Source organism: Lysinibacillus sphaericus OT4b.31 (genome assembly GCF_000392615.1).
In the GTDB taxonomy this organism is placed as follows: domain Bacteria; phylum Bacillota; class Bacilli; order Bacillales_A; family Planococcaceae; genus Lysinibacillus; species Lysinibacillus sphaericus_B.
The window spans coordinates 114239-132103 of sequence record NZ_KB933398.1 but is presented as its reverse complement, the minus strand read 5'-3'; the positions used below and the strand labels follow the sequence as shown (position 1 = coordinate 132103).

The window sequence follows — 17865 nt, the reverse complement described above, 5'->3', positions numbered from 1 at the left end:
TTTTTCATGAGAATTACGTTAAACCCTTTACAAATTTAGCAAAAATGGAGCTATCCAACGTGTTGGATAGCTCCATTTCCTGTGACAAGCACAGTAGGTTTCTAGTTTAAGTTAAATTTTGTGCAAAGTTCGCTAATTTGTCAGCTGAATGGGTTACTTCGTTAAAAGAAATACCAAGCTCACTTAAAACCTCTGCAACAGCCTGTACTTCCTTTTCCATACGGTCATTTTGACACTTGGCTTGTGTCATAGCATCCAATATTTTATTGAATTGACCTTCCGTCTGTACCATATTTTCCTCACCAGACGCTACTTCTTCCTGAATATTACTAAGTGAATGAACAAGTTTATCTGTACGTTCATTCGTCTTTTGCAATAACTTTGCAACAGCTGTGACCGATTCTTTCGTTTGATCTGATAATTTCCGAACTTCATCTGCCACCACACTAAAGCCTTTGCCGGCATCTCCAGCACGGGCGGCTTCAATCGCAGCATTTAATGCTAGTAGATTTGTCTGATTCGCAATATTCGTTACAACACTCATTATTAATTCCATTTCCTTTGACATATCTGACAATTGCTCAACGTTATCGGTAATGTCATCGAGTGAGTGAATAATATTATTCATGTTCGTGGATTGATTTTGCAATCGTTCTCGACCTTCTAGCGCTTGGCTTTCCGCTAAAGTAGACACTTGAAGTGATTTTTTTGCTAATTGCTTCATTTCACCTGATTGCCTATTTAAAAGACAGAAGGAGGCATTTGTCTCTTGAGAGATTGTAGCGAGTCCCTCTGAAGATTCAACGATTTTTTTCTCCACCTCTTCTTTTCCACGCTCTACATTTTCCTTGAGTTGCATGACGGTGTTTTCAAATGATTCTAATACAAGTTGTTGTTCAAAATTTGAAATCTTAGAAATAGCACGAATCGTGTTAAATTGGTCCATCGGATGCTCTACATGTTTTTCTACTAAGTCTGTAAATGATATAGATAAATCTTGGAACGCACAAATATACCATTGTGTTCTAAGTCCAATATGTACATGTACTTTTGCAATATTAATTCGTCTTTTATAAAATTCTTCATCTATACTTCCATTAAACATTTCAATAATATGACGACGGAGTGTGACTTTCAGCTTTTCCACAGAACTATGTCTATTAATGATGTCTACTAAACTACGCTCAGTGACAATCATGTCATAAAATCGGTCAACAATGTGATTAATATTGTCCTCAACAAATGGTTTGAAAGCTTTTAAATATTGTAAATCCTGCTTCGTTAAATTAAGCATTTCAATCTGCTTTACCATCGGCAGGCGGTTAGAAACATCCATCTTAACTGTGTACTGTTGCAAATCTAATGCCGTTGCCTTTTTCTGTTTTTGAAAAATCACACATTTTCCCTCTTTCATTAACGATTACTTTTAAAAAGCTGAGCCTCGTACTTTATCCGTCCGTTTATCAATATATATTTAAAAAAACTCTAAAAGATTCCGTTTCCTTAGATAATATTACAATAAAATAACATAATATAATTTCACAAAAATAATCAAAAAATCACTAATTGTTAAATTCAAATACTTCATATACATTATACAGTTTATCCCTGATTGTCAATTTTTTATTATCTATTTTTTACCAATTATTATTGTGATATAGAAACACCTATATAATATATTTACCAAAATTATCAACAAACATCAAAAAAGCTACTCCAGGTTTTTGGAGCAGCCTTAATCATTAAACTCTGTTTTTCCACGCTTTATGGCTTTATCTATTTCTCTCATTACCTTTGACATAATTATTGGCGATCACTTTACCTAACATATAAAATGATAACCACACCCTATGTGTACTATCCTATAAAAAGATTAAACAATAGTCATTTATACTTAAAAATATCCAATATTAAAAACGATTCTAAATACTCGTAATTTTTTTACATAAAATTTACAATTCCTCTAATTCTTCAAGCAATAAAGTGGCTTCTTCGATACCTGCTTCCGCAGCAAGACCATACCATTTTTTAGCTTCTTTCATATTTCTCGGCATGCCCTCTCCTTTGTTATAGATATGTCCAAGCTGCAATTTTGCTTCTGGATCTCCTTGTAGTGCCGCTTGTTTAAACCAATGAATACCTTTTTCAATATTACGAATACCTGTTAAGCCTTTACTCCAAATAAAACCTAAGTCATAAAAGGCATCAACATGATATTGTCCCGCAGCCTTTTCATACCAATACAAACCACGATTCACATCTCGTGTTTGCCCTAACTGACCCTCTAAATAAATTCCACCCAGTCTATATTGTGCCTCTACATAACCTGATTCGGATGATTTCTTATAGGCAAGAAATGCTTGTTCTTCATCAATTGTCACACCTAAACCTTGCTCGTATATAATACCTAATGTAAACATAGACTCTGCTACACCTTGTGTTGCGGCAAAGTCAAACCATCGCTTCGCAAGCACCATATTTTCTGGTACACTCTCACCATTAAAATACATATCAGCTAAGTTATTCGCTGCATCTGCATGCCCTTGCATTGCTGCCGCCTCATATAATTTGAACGCACGATCATAACTCTCTGTCACACCGATACCCTCAAAATAATAGTTTCCAAGTGCATATTGGGCCTCAGCATTGCCCTGCAACGCTGCCAATTCAAACCACTTTATCGATTTTTCGGGCTGAAAGGATTCGCTATCATCTGCACTATAATATTCTCCAAGCTCAAATTGCGCTTCGGCATCTTTTTCTTCAATCGCTTCTTTATATAAGTCAATTATTTCTTCATAATCTAATTCTTCTTCAACTACTTTAACTTCTTCATCTTGATGGATAAAATACCATTCCACTACATCCAGTACATCGTCAACAACTTCATTTGTATAGGCTAATTTCTCTAGTGAAGTAATTTGCCAAATTAAAATATAAATTGGGAGAGGGATTGCTTCCCGTAATAAATCATCATATTCAGCTAAAAGAGTTAAAACATTTTCCTTTATCGTTTGTGTTTGCTCTGGGTGTACAATTTGTAGATGCCGTTGCTGATTTTTCCTTAAAAGCCCCTGAACAACTTGATGGAGCATTTTTTGCAAGGTCGTTAGTTGCACTTCCTCAAAAGTCAGTAATGCGATATTTTGTGCAAACCATGTATTATGTGTATGTGTTAGCTGTTGTAAGGATCCAATTCGTTCCTTATTTTGCTTTGCTAAAAATTGTCCATACATTGAATTCCCTCCCTTGCGCGCTATGTAAAAAAACTGCCTTATCATCATTATATGGAAGGCAGTTCAAGAATGGTTACACATATGCTCTCAGTATTAATCCTACAAATAATGTAATGAATAAAAAGACCGTCACGTGAACCCATTTATACATTTCTAATAAACCAATAAATTCGCGAGTAAAAGCATTAGGTATATAATAAAAAGCTGTTTTTGAACCAACACCTTCTGCATCAAGCTTCGCCCTTTTTGCATAAATACTTGCTCGGAATACATGAAAATTATTTGTGACAAACAAAGAACGATATTTTCGCCCCTGTGCATGTGCATCCATTATTGCTTTTGAGAAGGCCATGTTCTGTTCAGTATTCGTCGATTTATCTTCCATTAGTACTTTTTGAGCTGGTAATTGGTGCACATCAACTATATATTTTTTCATAGCAAATGCCTCGGATACTTTTTCGTCATTACCTTGCCCACCTGAGACGATAATATCAGGTCGTTCACCGTATTTTTTATATTGCTTCACCGCTTCATCTAAGCGACTAGCTAAAAGAGGTGGCACTTTATCGCCAATTAGCCCTGAGCCCAGTGCAATAATATAGTCAGGTTCATAGGATATAGGTGTGAAATGGTAAACGGTTGCGTAGGCCAGCACGCTCGTATATAAAAACATGGTATAGCCAAAAATTAAAAATGCATAAAAGAAAAGGATATGCCAAATAGCATTTTCGATATTCGTAAAAATGATAAATACATACCAAATCATCATAAGAAAAAAGCTTAAACCAAAAATAGCTAATAATAAATTACGAAATTTACGTCCTTCCTTTTCAAGTAAAACTTTACTATTAAAAAACATGGCAATCGACAATATAAACATTATACTAGGAAAACTTCCCAGTAGAATTATTATCCCCATCTCAGACACTATTCCTTGCTCATTGGGAATCAATAAAGGGTAGTATATGATTATTTCTCTTAACAAATAAAGCCCTAATAAGCCAAGTACAACTGCATTGAGAAATCGCCTTTTGTCAGTCAAATACAATGTTAAAAACAGTGCTATAAATACTAGTAATGATTGAATCATTATGTTCACCCCATTCAGTAGTGTTATCGTATTATCCTTCTTTTATCATGACACGACTTGTTCATATATTGCATTATTCCTAAATTAATTGAAGCGATTATTTTATTTTTCGCGTTAATTCATGTAAAATTATTAGTAATACTAGTTTATGACAAAATAAAAGATTATGTTGGAGGAATGTAAGTAATGAAAAAAATTCTTGCTGCTATTTTTGCAGCGACACTCATGTTTGCGTCTGTTGGTGCGACACTTTTAGTTTCAGACACACCAACTGCAGAAGCAAAATCGTACAAATCAGGTAAAAAGGGCTTCTCAAACAATAACAACAGCTCAAATATTCAAAAATCTCAGGATACATCAAAAGACAAAAATAATGCAACAACAAATAAAAATACGACTTCTACTAATAAAAAAGATTCAACAACTGCTAAAAAGGGCGGCTTCTTCTCCGGTGGTCTCATGAAGGGTTTAATGCTAGGTGGTTTAGCTGGCTTGCTATTTGGTAGTCTATTTGGCGGCATGGGTATACTTGGTAATATTCTAGGTTTATTAATTAACTTTGCAGCGATCGCAGTTATCGTGATGCTAGTTATAAAAATCTTCAATATATTCAAAGATAAAAAACGAAAAGAACAGGAAGCTACTCAATGGCACAAATAATTAATGAGCAAGATATCATTAATGCCATCTGCTTATCACAAGCATATCACAAAAAAATGCAACCAGATGAAATAATGGTTGAGCTTATGTATGATGATGAAACAGGCTTTGGTGCCGAAGTTGATAGCGCCGGGCAAACAGAAATCTTAAATACGGCTGCAATGATTGGTGCATTACGTGTATGGATTAAAGATGTGCTACATGGCGATCCATTCTCAACGGGGATCGAGCTTGTGTTAGACGATGAAGAAGGTATTATCGCCAAACTATCATAGTTACATCAATTAATAGCGGTTCAATAAATCTGTAAAATAGATTTATTGAACCGCTTTTTCATTTGCATTTAAATTTCTATTTTAACAGCTCACTAAAATTTACGAATATTTTAGCTGCATGACTGCGTTTGGTTGCTGTACTTGGTGAAAACTTACCATCACTTCCTGTAACAATACCAACATTATAGAGCATAGCTATTGCACGTTTTGTTTCATCATTATATGGGGCGATATCTGTAAAAGGTAATTCCCCCTTTGCCACATAAGTTTGCTGTAACTTTTGTTCATAGGCACGGTTAATCATTAACGCTAATTGTGCACGAGTAACAGGTTGACCCGGGTTAAACTTGCCCTTGTTCCCCTTTATCAAGCCATGTGTATACGCCGCTGCAATTTCTGTTTGAGTCTCAGCATCATAGCTCGAAATATCTGTAAAAGGTGCTTTTTCTGATGTTGTTAAGCCTAGGCTTCGAACAAGCATTGCCGCAGCCTGTACGCGTGTTACATTGTGCTCTGGTTTAAACGTACCATCAGAATAGCCCTTCATAATACCCGCCTGCGCTGCTTTTTGAATAAAATCTTTTGCCCAATGATTTTCTGTATCTGTAAAGTTTAATGTACCATCCGTTGTAACTGTTACGGCTGGACTTTGTATACTTTCATTACCTGCCGCATCAACTGCTTTTACAGCAACAGTCAAAGCAGTATTCTCTGCTAAATTTTCAAGCGTAATAGATGTTTTATCAGCACTTTGTGTAGAAGACAGTTTTCCATTCACATAGATATTGTAATTTGTCACCCCTACATTATCAGTTGCTTCCTGCCAAGTCACCTGTACAGCTGTACTATTTTTAACGTTTACTTGTATTGCACTAGATGCATCCCACATTTTATTTGCTTTAATGATTGGTAGAAATGCTTCGTTTGCTACTGCTAAATAACCCGCTTCACTTAAATGAATATTTTCTGGGTTTGGTAAATAGTTCGCTACATCTTTTGCTACAACTTCAAAAGTAGGAACGAAAACTGCCCCCGCTTTCTGTACAGTTGTTTTAATTGAAGTATTCATGACTGCTAGTAACATTTTAAATTGTGTCTGTAAATCCTCATTCAAGTAGGGGAAAGAATTATAGTAACCCATGACATAAACTTGCGCTTGTGGATTGAGGCGATAAATCTCTTCTAAAATAGCTGCAATATTCTGCATTGCTTCTTGGGATGCTTTTAATATTTGTGCTGCGTTCACACCTGTTGCAAGTGAATCTTGTAAAATTGGCAATAAATCATTAGCACCAGCTGTTAGGGTTATTAGTTCAGCTTCTTGAATTGATGCTCGAAGTTTTGCCTGCTCGCTCGCGTAGCCAAAGCCGGTCACTGGTTTTTCTACATCACCTTGTAAATCCGCCAAGACGTTTTTTGTTGTATAGCCTGAATAAGCAAATCCCTTATTATAAGAAGTGATAAACCCCTCTTGTTGCAACACTTGCGCTACAAAATCTGTATACCCTAACCCGATGGCACCGACTTCATTCATACCATGTGCCAAGGAATCTCCTAGGGCAACGTAATCTGCCTGTTCAATCCAGCTCGGTGCTATTGTATCGCTCGTTTCCTGTGCACTCGCAACTACTGGAATTGTTAATTGTAATGCTAGTACACTAGCAGCTAAAAAACGGAACTTCTTTGAAAATTGCATGTTCCTACTCCTCCTAACAATCTAATAGTAACTAGTTTACTAGATAAAGGATAAAAATAGGGTAAATAATTGCAAGATTTTTCAACGCATTTTTATTTTCAATTATGTGCCGAGCTATTTGTTTCTCTTCTCGACCTGAACCTTTCCATAAATACCACCGCCACCAACTGCAATACTTAATTGGCCTATTCGGGCAAAATCAATCATTGTAGCAATTTTATGTGGCACGATTTGTTCAAGCTGTTCTATTGTCACACGATGCAAGATAGCCATCTCTGTTCCAAAAGCCTCGATTAACCGTTCCATCATTTTCGGTCCTAAACCTGGAATAAATTCAAGAGGTATTTGATGTATATAAGGTGGTCTCTCGCGCACATTTACAATCGGCTCTGATAGTTCCTTAATACGTGTTGCAACACCTTTTATAATTTGCATACTCCCGCAAACTGTACAGCTCGTTGCCTCAGCTTTTAACTGTTCCCCACATTTTGTACACACCGTTTGATGGTATTTACCAAGCAAGGGATTCAATCCGTAATTGGCTACAATCGCTCGACCTTCCCATTCATGAAGCGCGTTTTTCAATTCTGTAAAGTTAGCCTGCTTTAATCGTAGCTTTTGATATTCACGTGCTATTTTCCCTAATGAATGCGCATCGGAATTTGTCACGAAAGGATATTGTTGAAGTTCCCTTATGGCACTCACCATATTTGTATCTGAGCTTAAGCCAAGTTCGATTGCATCAATTAACTGTGGATCAAATACTTCCGTTAAACTGCGATGTACGCCTTTACCAAACAAGCTTTTAAAAGGTGTAAATACATGCGCAGGAATAAAAAGTCCCCCTATATCACACACTTTTTCTTGTAGTGTTCGACCGTCACAATAAATACGTTGCGAACTCAAATGGATATTTTTCATATGTTTAAGCATCCAATCCGAAAACTCCTTCATTACCGTAAGCGTTGGAAAATAGGCCAGCACATGAATAGGACCTTGACAACTACTATCGAATATTTCAATTTCCGAGCCTGGGATAAGTGTTGTTTCTTGAAAGCGAAGCCCCCCTTCAGCTAATTCTTCCAGCTCACCCTGTTCAATCATTTTGGTCATTTCCTCTATTACTTCGGGTGAATGACAATCAATGATTCCAATTATATCTAGCCCTTTTCTAGCACTAGCTGTCTCTAAAATTCGGGCTAATGTTAAAGTCTTACTACCCGTAATTTTCACAACACGCCCACTTACCGTACGACCAATATGAATATGTAAATCTGCATAGTACTCTTTAAACAATGAAAATCTCTCCTTTAAGCCATTACTTTCCAATAAAAAATGAAAAAACCTTACATAGCTGCAAGGCATTTTTCACTTATGATGGATGATTATTATGAGTGCTATTATTGGTCTGATAAGCACCCGAACCTTGCGAGGACATTGTCGCACAATCATACGCCACTAATGTAACACCTATTTTCTTTTCTAGCTCATTTATTTTATCGAGCTGTTGCTTATCTAATTGAGCAATCTTAACGTCTTCCATTTTTCATCACTTCTCCTTTCAAAAGTAAAGTTCCCGGAAAAGCTCCTATATATACAAAAAATAAATGACTGATTATCAGTCATTTTCTTTGACTTCATGTCATCTATTCTGTAACATACTAAATAAGCATTCCAAAAGCGAGGGATTTCAGATGTCAAAAGAAGAAAAAATTATTCAAGCTGCTATTGAAGTATTTCGAGAAAAAGGGATAGAAAAAGCGAAAGTATCCGATATCGTAAAAGCTGCTGGGATTGCACAAGGCACATTTTATCTTTACTTTCCATCACGATTGTCTGTCATGCCTGCGATTGCTAAAGTCATGGTCGAAAAAATTATTACAGCAATTGAACAAGGTGTCCATGGGCAGGAATCATTTGAACAGCAACTTGAACAAGTGATTGATATTGTCTTTTCTTTAACCGAAGAATATCGAGATGTTTTTGCTCTTATTTATGCTGGTATCACACAAACGGAGCATATGAAAGAATGGGAAAATATCTATGCACCCTACTATGAATGGATGAACGATTTCTTATCGGTTGCACAAAAACAGGGAATTATACGCGATTCTCTAAATACAACACGCTCCACGAAACTTATTATTGGTTTAGTAGAATCTGCAGCCGAACAGATTTATTTGTATGATGATAGTGAGGACGAAACAATTAGACTTCAAAAGCTAGAGCTTCTAGATTTTTTACATCATGCACTCGGTCTACGTCACAACTAGTGACGTTCTCTTTTATATTAAATTGACTGATTGTCAGTCATATAAATTGTTAATAGAAAGGATTTTATCTATGCAAAAAGATTGGATTTATGTTGGTTTAACGAGTTTATTTGAATTGTTTTGGATATTTGGCTTTAATGTAGCAAGCGCTTGGTGGCATTGGGTTATTATTGTAGTCCTGATTGCCGTTGATTTTCATTTTCTATCGAAGGCTTGTGAAAACCTACCTACTGGAACTGTTTATGCGGTTTTTGCTGGTGCAGGAACAATTGGTACGGCCCTGATGGATATTTTTATTTTTGACGGTGAATTTAGCTCTATTAAAGGCATCTTTATGTTTATTTTAGTTCTTGGTGTTATAGGGCTTAAGCTGGCAGATAACTCTCCAAAAGATAAAGATACAGAGAAAGGGGCAAATGTATAATGGGTTGGTTACTCGTACTACTAGCATCTATTGCAGAAATTATCGGTGTAATTGGTTTACGTTTTTATAGTCAGAAAAAAACTGTACGTAATTTATTATTATATATTGGCGGCTTCGGTCTGTCATTCGCCCTTTTATATGCATCCTTTAACTATTTACAGTTAAGTATTGCCTATGTTGTGTGGATTGGCATTGGTACGGTTGGTGCAGTAGTCGTTAATATTATTTTCTTCGGAGAATCTAAAAACTTCACCCGAATCATTAGCATCATTGCCATTATCATTGGTGTAGCTGGTTTAAAAGCGGTGGCATAAAGCAAATAATGACTTTGATTTTTCATATATCAATTGAGTCAGGCTTTAGCTTTAGTTCAACATATTGTCAGTCAAAACCGCCGTATAAACGGACCAAGGATGCGGTTGCTAAAGAAGCTGGTGGCGTGTGCTTATTTGATTCTAAAGGGCACGTTGAACAAACTTCGGTGTCACTAATATTTGTGGCAAAATTTTTGAAGCTGATGAAGTATTATCTACAAATAACCGCGCCTCATTTAAAATAATAAGTAAAAATGGACGTTTCTCAAATAAACTGGGAAATGTCCATTTTTCATCTTTTGACTTAATACATCCAGCTTTCTATTGTGTGTTCCTATGTACATGCCAATATAATTTCACATTTATATAATTGAACTTTCTTTCAAAGCTTTTTTTGTGAATTGTTCAGACACATATGTTAAGTACGGTTTTCCTGTCAACGGGTGTACTTGAATATCTGCATATACACCAAATACCTCTCTTAGTAAAGTTGGTGTGAGCACTTCTGCTGGCGTTCCATAGTGTACGATTCTTCCCTGCTGTAACACATAAATAGTATCGCAATACATAGCAGCGATATTCAAATCGTGGAGCGCTGCCACTACAGTCAAATGTAGTGTTTGAATTAAATCCATCAGTTGTAATTGGTGCTGAATATCTAAATGATTCGTTGGTTCATCTAGAATAATCACCTGTGCTTGTTGAGCGAGAGCACGAGCAACCATCACTCGTTTCTTTTCTCCTCCTGAAAGAGAGCTAAAGCTACGGGTTTCTAAATGGGCAATACCCGTTTGCGATAATGCTTCTTTGACAATTTGAAAGTCATCTTCATGGTCAAGTTCAAACAATTTTTTATGAGGAGTTCTTCCCATGCTAACCAGATCTCGTACTTGAAAATCGAATAATACAGGAGTTTCCTGACTAACAACAGCTAGATTTTTTGCAATAGTTTTACTCGTTTGCTTCAAAATGTCTTTCTCGTTCAGTAAAACCGTTCCACTTTCTGGCTTTAATAGACGATACATATTTTTTAAAAGTGTTGATTTTCCACTGCCATTGGGACCAATTAAGCCGACAAATTGCTTTTCTTTTATTTGAATGCTCACCTCATGTAAAATACGCTGATCATGAATGGAGAATGATACTTGTTTCGCTTCTAATGTCATATGTTTTAGTCTCCTTCACCGAAAGAATAATTGTTACGACGCAGTAACCAAATGAAAAATGGCCCTCCACAAAATGCAGTAATAATACCAATTGGCATTTCCTCTGGCGCAATTAGTATTCGTGCAAGCGCATCTGCCCAAACTAAGAAAATCGCTCCTAATAAAGCACTAATGGGGATAACATATTTATAATTTGAACCTATAATTAACCGGACAATATGTGGAATAATCAAGCCAACAAACCCAATCGAGCCACTTACCGCAACAAGTACGCCTGTAAGTAGAGATACAAGAACAACAAGTTGTATTCGGAATTGTTGTAGATTAACACCTAATGTTACTGCTGCCTCTTCTCCAAGTAGAAGCAAATTCAAATTCCGATAATGGAGCCAAAGCAAGGCAAAGACAACGACAAAAATAATTGTTGGGATGAGTAGATTATTCCATTTAGCACCTGCTAGACTCCCTAGCATCCAGTACATTACTGCTTTCATGCCACCCTCTTGCTTCGACATCATTAATATAAAATTCGAAGTGGCTGATAAAATAAATGATACGGCCATTCCTGCTAGTAACAAGCGAAAGATAGAAATTCGCCCACCTACACGTGATAAGAAAAACACTAATACAATCGCTAGTAAAGAGCCTAAAAACGCAGCGATAGAAAGTGCGTATATGCCTAAAAATGAAAAGGCGCCTAAAATTATGACCGCCGTAGCCCCAACTGTTGCACCAGATGAAACCCCTAAAATATACGGATCCGCAATTGAATTACGAACGAGTGCTTGGATGGCAGCACCAGCAATAGCTAATCCTCCCCCAACGATTGCGGCAAGTAAAACACGTGGCACACGAATTTGCCAAATAATAATTTCTTGTGAGCGACTCCAATCTTGCTCTATCCAATTTTGGACAAGTGGAATTTTTGAAAGGATAACTTTCCAAACATACAACGGTGTTATAGAAACGGAACCAATCATGATGGCGAAAGTAATTGAAATGAATAGCAATAGGAGAAGCAGGATAGAAAGTAAGATAAATTTATTCTTTGGGAACAGGTACTGTTTCTTCATCTGTTTATTAACTCCTAGTCAAAAATGATAGATGTGAAGCAATAAAAAAAGGTATTCTACGCAAAAAATTTGCATAGAAATACCCTCGAATAAACAAAAGTAAGAAATGTATCCTTCAATTGTCCGTAATTGCTTGCATCCTCGTGGGCATTACAGGTAACAACTAATTGGCAGGTCTCCTGGCTTCGATTCATCATTGCTATGACAGCCTTCCCATTTAAAAAACAGTGGCTTATATATCATAGAATTCCTCGTTACAGTTGCGGGACAGCACCGGATTTACACCGATTTCCCTTTTAAGTGACGCTTTAAAAGGCATCACACCAATAGTATCTGAAATATTAAAATTATGACGATTCTAACATACATAATTATAGTAGTCTATACATATTTTATCTTTTTACCATATCTAAACCATGTATCTCCTCGCTAAACAGGGAATTTTACGTTAACTTAATTTATTTATAAAGTTGACACAAAGTTTTTATTTTCTTAAAATATCACTAACAACTTTACTAAAAAGAGGAGATATTATGACAACAGTAGCTGAACATGGACATCATAAATTAAGAACAGTCGACCTGGCCTACATTGGCTTATTTTCTACATTGATGATGATTGGTGCAAATATTACTTCCTTTGCACCTTTCATGGTAGTTGGAAGCGTGCCTATCACATTACAGACGTTTTTTGCTATTTTAGCAGGACTTATTCTTGGTAGTAGAAAAGGAGCGCTCGCCTGTACCGTCTATATGTGTATCGGTTTAGCAGGGGCACCTGTATTTGCTCGTTTCGGAGGGGGTTTTGGACAAATTTTAAGCCCGACATTCGGCTTTATCGTAACTTTTATTTTAGCAGCCTTTATCGCAGGGCTTATAATAGAAAAAAGTGCTACGAAAAAAAGCTATGTCATAGCCGCACTAAGTGCAATGACCATTAATTATTTACTTGGTACAAACTGGATGTATTTTGCTTATAAACTATGGGCTAGTGCACCTGAAGGATTCACCTATAAAATGGCATGGCTTTGGATGATGCCACCATTGCCAAAGGATATTATCTTAGCCGTATTCGCTGGTATTTTCGCATATCGTGTGCAAAAAGTGCTGAAAATTATTGCGGTGAAATAATACGAAACCTATTTTGATAAAAACTCCACTCAATAACTTTAGAGAGTGGAGTTTCAGACTATAGACATACTCAAAGTTGAGTTTTTACAGTAAGTCTTATTTTTTTAAAAATAGAAGTTTCTATAAGAACCCGTTGATTTTCGCTACGGCGGACGCTTTTCGCGGGCATGGCTTCAGTCCATCATTTATTTCAACAAAGTGACAAGTAACAAATCTATGCACGATGTAAAGAGACGATTGAACGCGTATGTGCGGATGCGAAGAAAAGTATGGTATGCGTTGGACAACCTTTCGAAGGATTAAAAAATTGTCCATGCAGGCGGTGCTTACTTTTACTGCTATGGATTTGAAGAAGCTAGTTTATGGTCATAGCAAAGTTCTAAAGTGGCAGAAGTTGGTTAAACGTAGCGTAATACTGTCGTTAATAGTGGCTATTTGTAACTACTATTTCTGATAAAGCTTCAAAAGGTATTCGGAATGTGATCATTCCGAATACCTTTTGTCGTCAATCTGAAACTCCACTCTAGAGTGGAACTTTACTATTTATAAAATAGATATGATATGCAGTCTTCATCCATAATTTCTGCACATTTATTTGCTACATTTACGGCAAATGAAGAAGGAGGAATTGGCTTTGAAACTACAAAAAAAATGGCGTGTAGGCTTACTGACGGTAGTTGCCGTTCTGGTATTATCCGCGTGCTCAGAAAATACAGCCGATACAAAAAAAGAAAGCAAGGCTGAACAACAAAGTGAAATGGACCATTCTTCGATGAATCATTCCAGTTCAGGTGAAATACCAGCAACTCTGAAAAACGCAGAAAACCCAATATATCCTGTTGGTAGTACTGCTATTATTGCAGATGGCCATATGGAAGGTATGAAAGGTGCTGAAGCAACTGTTGTTGGAGCTTATGATACAACTGCTTACATTATCTCGTATGAACCAACTACAGGTGGCAAACGTGTGGAGAATCATAAATGGGTCATTCATGAGGAATTATTAAATCCAGATAGCGCACCTTTAACACCTGGAACAGAAGTAAAAACGGCTGCTTCACATATGGAAGGAATGGAAAATGCGATGGTGCGTATTGATGAGGCACTACAAACCACTATTTATATGATTGATTATGTATCTACGACAAATGGAGATGTTATTAAAAATCACAAATGGGTTACTGAAGATGAACTAACAAAAAATGAATAGATGAAGGGGCTGTCTAAAAAGTCCTTCAAACAATACAATCCGCTTTCCTATATGGTAAAAATCCGCTTCGCTTTCCGCGGGCAAGGCATGAGCCGCATCGGTCGCTAACGCTCCCTGCTGGGTCTCATGCTCTTGTTTTTCCTGCTCCTGTCGCTACGTTTCACTCACGCTTTCGTCGCATATATGACTGCTCCTGTCGCTACGTTTCACTCATTCTTTCGTCGCATATATGACTGCTCCTGTCGCTACGTTTCACTCACGCTTTCGTCGCATATATGACTGCTCCTGTCGCTACGTTTCACTCATTCTTTCGTCGCAAATATGATTCACAGGAGTCTTCGCGGATGTTTACCTTTGCATCAAAAAAACAGCATAATAGGATACCTCTAAGCATGTTGTTTGTACTTTGGGGACAGACCCTCAATCTGTTTTCGTTTTAGGTACTATTCTAAGATTTTTTCTATAGTCATTAATGCAAGCATACTTTTATTTAGAGTATTTACACCCTTAGCAGCTCATTTTGTCATCAACAGTCTGTATCAATGGATTTATGCCATTTGTAGCCGATTCCCCAAACGGTTTGCAAATAATTATCAGCTGGAAACCCACTTTTCCTCAATTTTTCTCGTAAATTACGCACATGTGAATCAATTGTCCGGTCTTCAATCGAAACATTAAATCCCCACACAGTATTTATTAGATGCTCTCTTGAAAAAACTTTATTTTGATATTCAAGAAATAATGCGATCATCGAAAACTCTTTTGGTGTTAGAGGAATCTCTTCCAGCTGAAAATGCAATTCAAAGGACTCTGTATTTAACCGTAATCCTTCAAACATTATTTCATGTCCCACAAGTTTAGTTCTTCTTAACACTGCATGTATTCGTGCAAGCAATTCTTCTTCGTCGAAAGGTTTTACAATGTAGTCGTCTGCCCCAAGATTTAAACCTTTTACAATATCAGCTTGTTCCCCTTTAGCTGTTAGCATAATAATGGGTACATCCCAATACTTCCTAATTTCCTGACATACTTGCCAGCCATTCATTTCGGGCATCATGACATCCAACAATACTAAATCCACATGTTGTTCTTCTATATAGCTTAATGCATTTTGAACAGCTGACATTGTAATGCAATGAAAACTAGGCTCTAGATAGAGAGCTAATAAGTCTAACATTCTCGGTTCATCATCAATTACTAAGATTGTTTTCATTCGTTCCTACTCCCTTAAACATTAATTCAAAAGTAGTTCCTTTGGTTTCTTCACTACGTACTGTGACTTCCCCACCGTGTGCATGTACAAGCTCTTTAACAATAGCAAGGCCTATTCCTGAACCACCTAGCGCACGGGTACGTGATTTTTCTACCCTGTAAAAACGATCAAAAATAAAAGGAAGATCCTTTTTAGGAATACCTTTTCCCGTATCTTCAATCGTTATTAGCAATGTTTCGTTGAGTTGTTTGACTTGTACCATAGTTGTATCTCCAACAGCGCAATATGCTAATGCATTATGAAGTAGATTCATAATAATTTGTTCAAACCTTGATAGATCAGCCATTAAAGATAATTTATCTTCACATTGCACTGTGAAATGAATTTGTTTTTCCTGAAAAGCTGGACTAAATCTCGCCTCAATATTTGCAAAAAAATCGGTCATATTAAGACGTTCTTTAGCTACGACAAAGGAGTTTTCATCCATCTTTGCTAAATCAAATAAATCTCTTATTAAACGAGCAAGCCGATTGGTTTCTTCTTTGATGATTACTAAATACTTATATCGAGCTTCCTCACTTAAATCACGCTTAATGAGAATGTCGCTATAGCCTTTAATGAATGTTAAAGGCGTCCTTAATTCATGTGCTATACTCGATAAAAATTCTTTTCTTTCCTGTCTCAAATGGTTTAATTCCTCTGATAATTTCTGTATCGCATTGGATAAATCACTAAGCTCGTCTTGACCGTTTGTCGTAAGAGCTACTGTAAAATCACCTTTAGTCAATTTTAGGGTTGCTTCTTTCATTTGAATTAATGGTTGAGCAAGCTTTCTAGATAATATAATGATGATTACGATAGTTACCAATCCCGAGACAATCCCAACTATTAGGAAATGCTTATTTAATCGCTCCATTAAAGCATGTATGGACGCTGTATTTTGAAACATGAACACATAACCAATCGTTGTTTGGTCTTTTTGAATTGGGCTAACCGTGGCTATAAATTGTTCTTTTTTCCAATTATCCGCTAAAATGCTGCCCATATAGGGGACAGGTTTCTTTAAGTTCTTCAAGTAATCTTGAGTTTCAGGGTGTGATTGTGAATGGGCTAATATTATTCCATCCTTATCTGTTATCACTACATCTGTCCTTGCTTCAGATTCCATTAATGCAACATGAGAAAGTGTTTCCAAATTGAAATTTTGTTCGAGTATTGTTCTATGCGAGTTTCCCCTTGCTTGTAAACTGTCCAGTTCTTCCTCAACCCTTGAATTGGCTAATGAAACATGTAAAAAGAACATCATGAACGTCTCAATGCAAAATAATATAACAAAAAAGATAATCCCAAGCTTTAATGAAAGTTTACTCATCTTCTTACCGCCATATTTTGGTTTTCATAAAATTATAACGTTAAAGTTTGAAGATTTCATGCAGAAGCAATTTCACAGTCTTTATTTGAAAACAAAAAGGATGTTTCTCCATTCAAAAGAGAAATCATCCTTCTATTTTTTAAGCGTATTTTGGCACCCAGTTTAAGAAATTCTCGATAACTTGATCTAGGAACTTAACAGTACCCTCATCCGTTAAATTACCTTCAGCATCAAATTTTGTGTGTACTGCTCCAATATACACATCGTTGCCTCCAAGTAATGGAGAGTTAATGCCTGGTGAGAATAGAATATCACGTAAATGTAATTGTGCTTTGACAGTACCTAAGTTCCCCATTGATGCACCCATTACAAAAGATGGTTTGCCAACCATTACTTTATCTACACGAGATAACCAGTCAATTGCATTCACCATAACACCTGGCACTGTACCATTATATTCTGGTGTTACCCAAAGTACTGCACCCGCTTCTTTTACTTTTGCTTTAAAATCTAACACAGTTTGTGGTGCTTCATTTTCAATATCTTGGTCATACATTGGTAAATCACGTAAGCTTAATACTTCAAGCTCCACTTTTTCCGCATAACGTTTTTGAATGAATTTTGCTAGTTGCATATTATAAGATTCTTTACGGATACTACCTACGATTGCTACTACTTTCATGATGTTCCTCCTAATTGTACATTGCCATTATTATTTGTTTTGCAATTTAAT

The 17865-nt window shown here is 36.5% G+C and carries 18 protein-coding genes, 1 pseudogene and 1 riboswitch; of the genes and pseudogenes, 8 read left to right on the top strand and 11 right to left on the bottom strand.

Features of this window, described 5'->3' with window-relative positions:
* Positions 1–106 precede the first annotated feature (106 nt).
* The 3 genes from H131_RS00640 to H131_RS00630 all read right to left on the bottom strand — a co-directional run bounded on the left by H131_RS00640 (position 107) and on the right by H131_RS00630 (position 4326).
* Positions 107–1396 carry a globin-coupled sensor protein gene (locus tag H131_RS00640; protein WP_010857102.1) on the bottom strand — a complete coding sequence of 430 codons (1290 nt, stop codon included), beginning with the start codon at positions 1394–1396 and terminating at the stop codon, positions 107–109.
* A 556-nt stretch (positions 1397–1952) separates the two neighbouring features.
* Positions 1953–3236 carry an SEL1-like repeat protein gene (locus H131_RS00635; protein ID WP_010857101.1) on the bottom strand — a complete coding sequence of 428 codons (1284 nt, stop codon included), beginning with the start codon at positions 3234–3236 and terminating at the stop codon, positions 1953–1955.
* A gap of 73 nt (positions 3237–3309) precedes the next feature.
* Positions 3310–4326, bottom strand: coding sequence for a YdcF family protein (locus tag H131_RS00630; RefSeq protein WP_036129664.1), 1017 nt, complete (start codon positions 4324–4326; stop codon positions 3310–3312).
* Positions 4327–4512: 186 nt separating this feature from the next.
* Between H131_RS00630 and H131_RS00625 the strand changes: the two genes are divergently transcribed.
* Positions 4513–4986: a hypothetical protein gene (locus H131_RS00625; protein WP_010857099.1), complete on the top strand. Its 474-nt coding sequence runs from the start codon at positions 4513–4515 to the stop codon at positions 4984–4986.
* Positions 4974–5261, top strand: a complete 288-nt coding sequence (locus tag H131_RS00620; protein ID WP_010857098.1) for a DUF2653 family protein — start codon at positions 4974–4976, stop codon at positions 5259–5261. The genes H131_RS00625 and H131_RS00620 overlap by 13 nt, the downstream gene beginning before the upstream one ends.
* Positions 5262–5337: 76 nt before the next feature.
* Here H131_RS00620 and H131_RS00615 read toward each other — a convergent pair whose 3' ends face one another.
* From H131_RS00615 to H131_RS24870, 3 genes are all read right to left on the bottom strand, one after another.
* Positions 5338–6957, bottom strand: a complete 1620-nt coding sequence (locus H131_RS00615; protein ID WP_010857097.1) for an S-layer homology domain-containing protein — start codon at positions 6955–6957, stop codon at positions 5338–5340.
* A 114-nt stretch (positions 6958–7071) separates the two neighbouring features.
* Complete coding sequence (locus H131_RS00610; RefSeq protein ID WP_010857096.1) at positions 7072–8253, bottom strand: endonuclease Q family protein; 1182 nt, start codon at positions 8251–8253, stop codon at positions 7072–7074.
* A 76-nt stretch (positions 8254–8329) separates the two neighbouring features.
* On the bottom strand, positions 8330–8500 hold the full coding sequence (locus H131_RS24870; protein WP_010857095.1) for a hypothetical protein: 171 nt from the start codon (positions 8498–8500) through the stop codon (positions 8330–8332).
* A gap of 151 nt (positions 8501–8651) precedes the next feature.
* Between H131_RS24870 and H131_RS00605 the strand changes: the two genes are divergently transcribed.
* The 3 genes from H131_RS00605 to H131_RS00595 all read left to right on the top strand — a co-directional run bounded on the left by H131_RS00605 (position 8652) and on the right by H131_RS00595 (position 9968).
* Positions 8652–9230 (top strand): TetR/AcrR family transcriptional regulator, encoded by a 579-nt coding sequence (locus tag H131_RS00605; RefSeq protein WP_010857094.1) that lies wholly within the window; start codon positions 8652–8654, stop codon positions 9228–9230.
* Between the two features lie 70 nt (positions 9231–9300).
* Positions 9301–9654 (top strand): DMT family transporter, encoded by a 354-nt coding sequence (locus tag H131_RS00600; RefSeq protein WP_010857093.1) that lies wholly within the window; start codon positions 9301–9303, stop codon positions 9652–9654.
* On the top strand, positions 9654–9968 hold the full coding sequence (locus H131_RS00595; RefSeq protein ID WP_010857092.1) for a DMT family transporter: 315 nt from the start codon (positions 9654–9656) through the stop codon (positions 9966–9968). Before H131_RS00600 ends, H131_RS00595 begins: the two co-directional genes overlap by 1 nt.
* 362 nt (positions 9969–10330) lie before the next feature.
* Here the strand turns inward: H131_RS00595 and H131_RS00585 are convergent, their stop codons facing one another.
* Positions 10331–11134, bottom strand: a complete 804-nt coding sequence (locus H131_RS00585; protein WP_010857090.1) for an ABC transporter ATP-binding protein — start codon at positions 11132–11134, stop codon at positions 10331–10333.
* A gap of 5 nt (positions 11135–11139) precedes the next feature.
* Positions 11140–12207: a FecCD family ABC transporter permease gene (locus H131_RS00580; protein WP_010857089.1), complete on the bottom strand. Its 1068-nt coding sequence runs from the start codon at positions 12205–12207 to the stop codon at positions 11140–11142.
* Between the two features lie 152 nt (positions 12208–12359).
* A riboswitch (cobalamin riboswitch) is annotated at positions 12360–12550 on the bottom strand.
* Positions 12551–12740: 190 nt separating this feature from the next.
* Between H131_RS00580 and H131_RS00575 the strand changes: the two genes are divergently transcribed.
* From H131_RS00575 to H131_RS00570, 3 genes and pseudogenes are all read left to right on the top strand, one after another.
* Entirely contained in the window at positions 12741–13337 is a 597-nt protein-coding gene (locus H131_RS00575; protein WP_010857088.1) for a biotin transporter BioY, read from the top strand.
* A 209-nt stretch (positions 13338–13546) separates the two neighbouring features.
* Positions 13547–13695: pseudogene (locus H131_RS26240) on the top strand (transposase); the annotation flags it as partial.
* A gap of 276 nt (positions 13696–13971) precedes the next feature.
* Positions 13972–14547, top strand: coding sequence for a YdhK family protein (locus H131_RS00570; protein ID WP_010857086.1), 576 nt, complete (start codon positions 13972–13974; stop codon positions 14545–14547).
* A 526-nt stretch (positions 14548–15073) separates the two neighbouring features.
* Here H131_RS00570 and H131_RS00565 read toward each other — a convergent pair.
* The 3 genes from H131_RS00565 to H131_RS00555 all read right to left on the bottom strand — a co-directional run bounded on the left by H131_RS00565 (position 15074) and on the right by H131_RS00555 (position 17814).
* The gene (locus H131_RS00565; protein ID WP_010857085.1) at positions 15074–15760 is read right to left on the bottom strand and encodes a response regulator transcription factor; all 687 of its coding nucleotides are present in this window, start codon (positions 15758–15760) and stop codon (positions 15074–15076) included.
* Positions 15738–17132 carry a sensor histidine kinase gene (locus H131_RS00560; protein ID WP_010857084.1) on the bottom strand — a complete coding sequence of 465 codons (1395 nt, stop codon included), beginning with the start codon at positions 17130–17132 and terminating at the stop codon, positions 15738–15740. Before H131_RS00560 ends, H131_RS00565 begins: the two co-directional genes overlap by 23 nt.
* A 139-nt stretch (positions 17133–17271) precedes the next feature.
* Positions 17272–17814 carry an NADPH-dependent FMN reductase gene (locus H131_RS00555; RefSeq protein WP_010857083.1) on the bottom strand — a complete coding sequence of 181 codons (543 nt, stop codon included), beginning with the start codon at positions 17812–17814 and terminating at the stop codon, positions 17272–17274.
* Positions 17815–17865 lie beyond the last annotated feature (51 nt).

Bases quoted from the DNA above. Each gene is read 5' to 3' on its own strand.
- H131_RS00635 (WP_010857101.1), bottom strand. From the start codon at position 3,236: ATGTATGGACAATTTTTAGCAAAGCAAAATAAGGAACGAATTGGATCC.
- H131_RS00630 (WP_036129664.1), bottom strand. From the start codon at position 4,326: ATGATTCAATCATTACTAGTATTTATAGCACTGTTTTTAACATTGTAT.
- H131_RS00625 (WP_010857099.1), top strand. From the start codon at position 4,513: ATGAAAAAAATTCTTGCTGCTATTTTTGCAGCGACACTCATGTTTGCG.
- H131_RS00620 (WP_010857098.1), top strand. From the start codon at position 4,974: ATGGCACAAATAATTAATGAGCAAGATATCATTAATGCCATCTGCTTA.
- H131_RS00615 (WP_010857097.1), bottom strand. From the start codon at position 6,957: ATGCAATTTTCAAAGAAGTTCCGTTTTTTAGCTGCTAGTGTACTAGCA.
- H131_RS24870 (WP_010857095.1), bottom strand. From the start codon at position 8,500: ATGGAAGACGTTAAGATTGCTCAATTAGATAAGCAACAGCTCGATAAA.
- H131_RS00605 (WP_010857094.1), top strand. From the start codon at position 8,652: ATGTCAAAAGAAGAAAAAATTATTCAAGCTGCTATTGAAGTATTTCGA.
- H131_RS00600 (WP_010857093.1), top strand. From the start codon at position 9,301: ATGCAAAAAGATTGGATTTATGTTGGTTTAACGAGTTTATTTGAATTG.
- H131_RS00595 (WP_010857092.1), top strand. From the start codon at position 9,654: ATGGGTTGGTTACTCGTACTACTAGCATCTATTGCAGAAATTATCGGT.
- H131_RS00585 (WP_010857090.1), bottom strand. From the start codon at position 11,134: ATGACATTAGAAGCGAAACAAGTATCATTCTCCATTCATGATCAGCGT.
- H131_RS00580 (WP_010857089.1), bottom strand. From the start codon at position 12,207: ATGAAGAAACAGTACCTGTTCCCAAAGAATAAATTTATCTTACTTTCT.
- H131_RS00575 (WP_010857088.1), top strand. From the start codon at position 12,741: ATGACAACAGTAGCTGAACATGGACATCATAAATTAAGAACAGTCGAC.
- H131_RS00565 (WP_010857085.1), bottom strand. From the start codon at position 15,760: ATGAAAACAATCTTAGTAATTGATGATGAACCGAGAATGTTAGACTTA.
- H131_RS00560 (WP_010857084.1), bottom strand. From the start codon at position 17,132: ATGAGTAAACTTTCATTAAAGCTTGGGATTATCTTTTTTGTTATATTA.
- H131_RS00555 (WP_010857083.1), bottom strand. From the start codon at position 17,814: ATGAAAGTAGTAGCAATCGTAGGTAGTATCCGTAAAGAATCTTATAAT.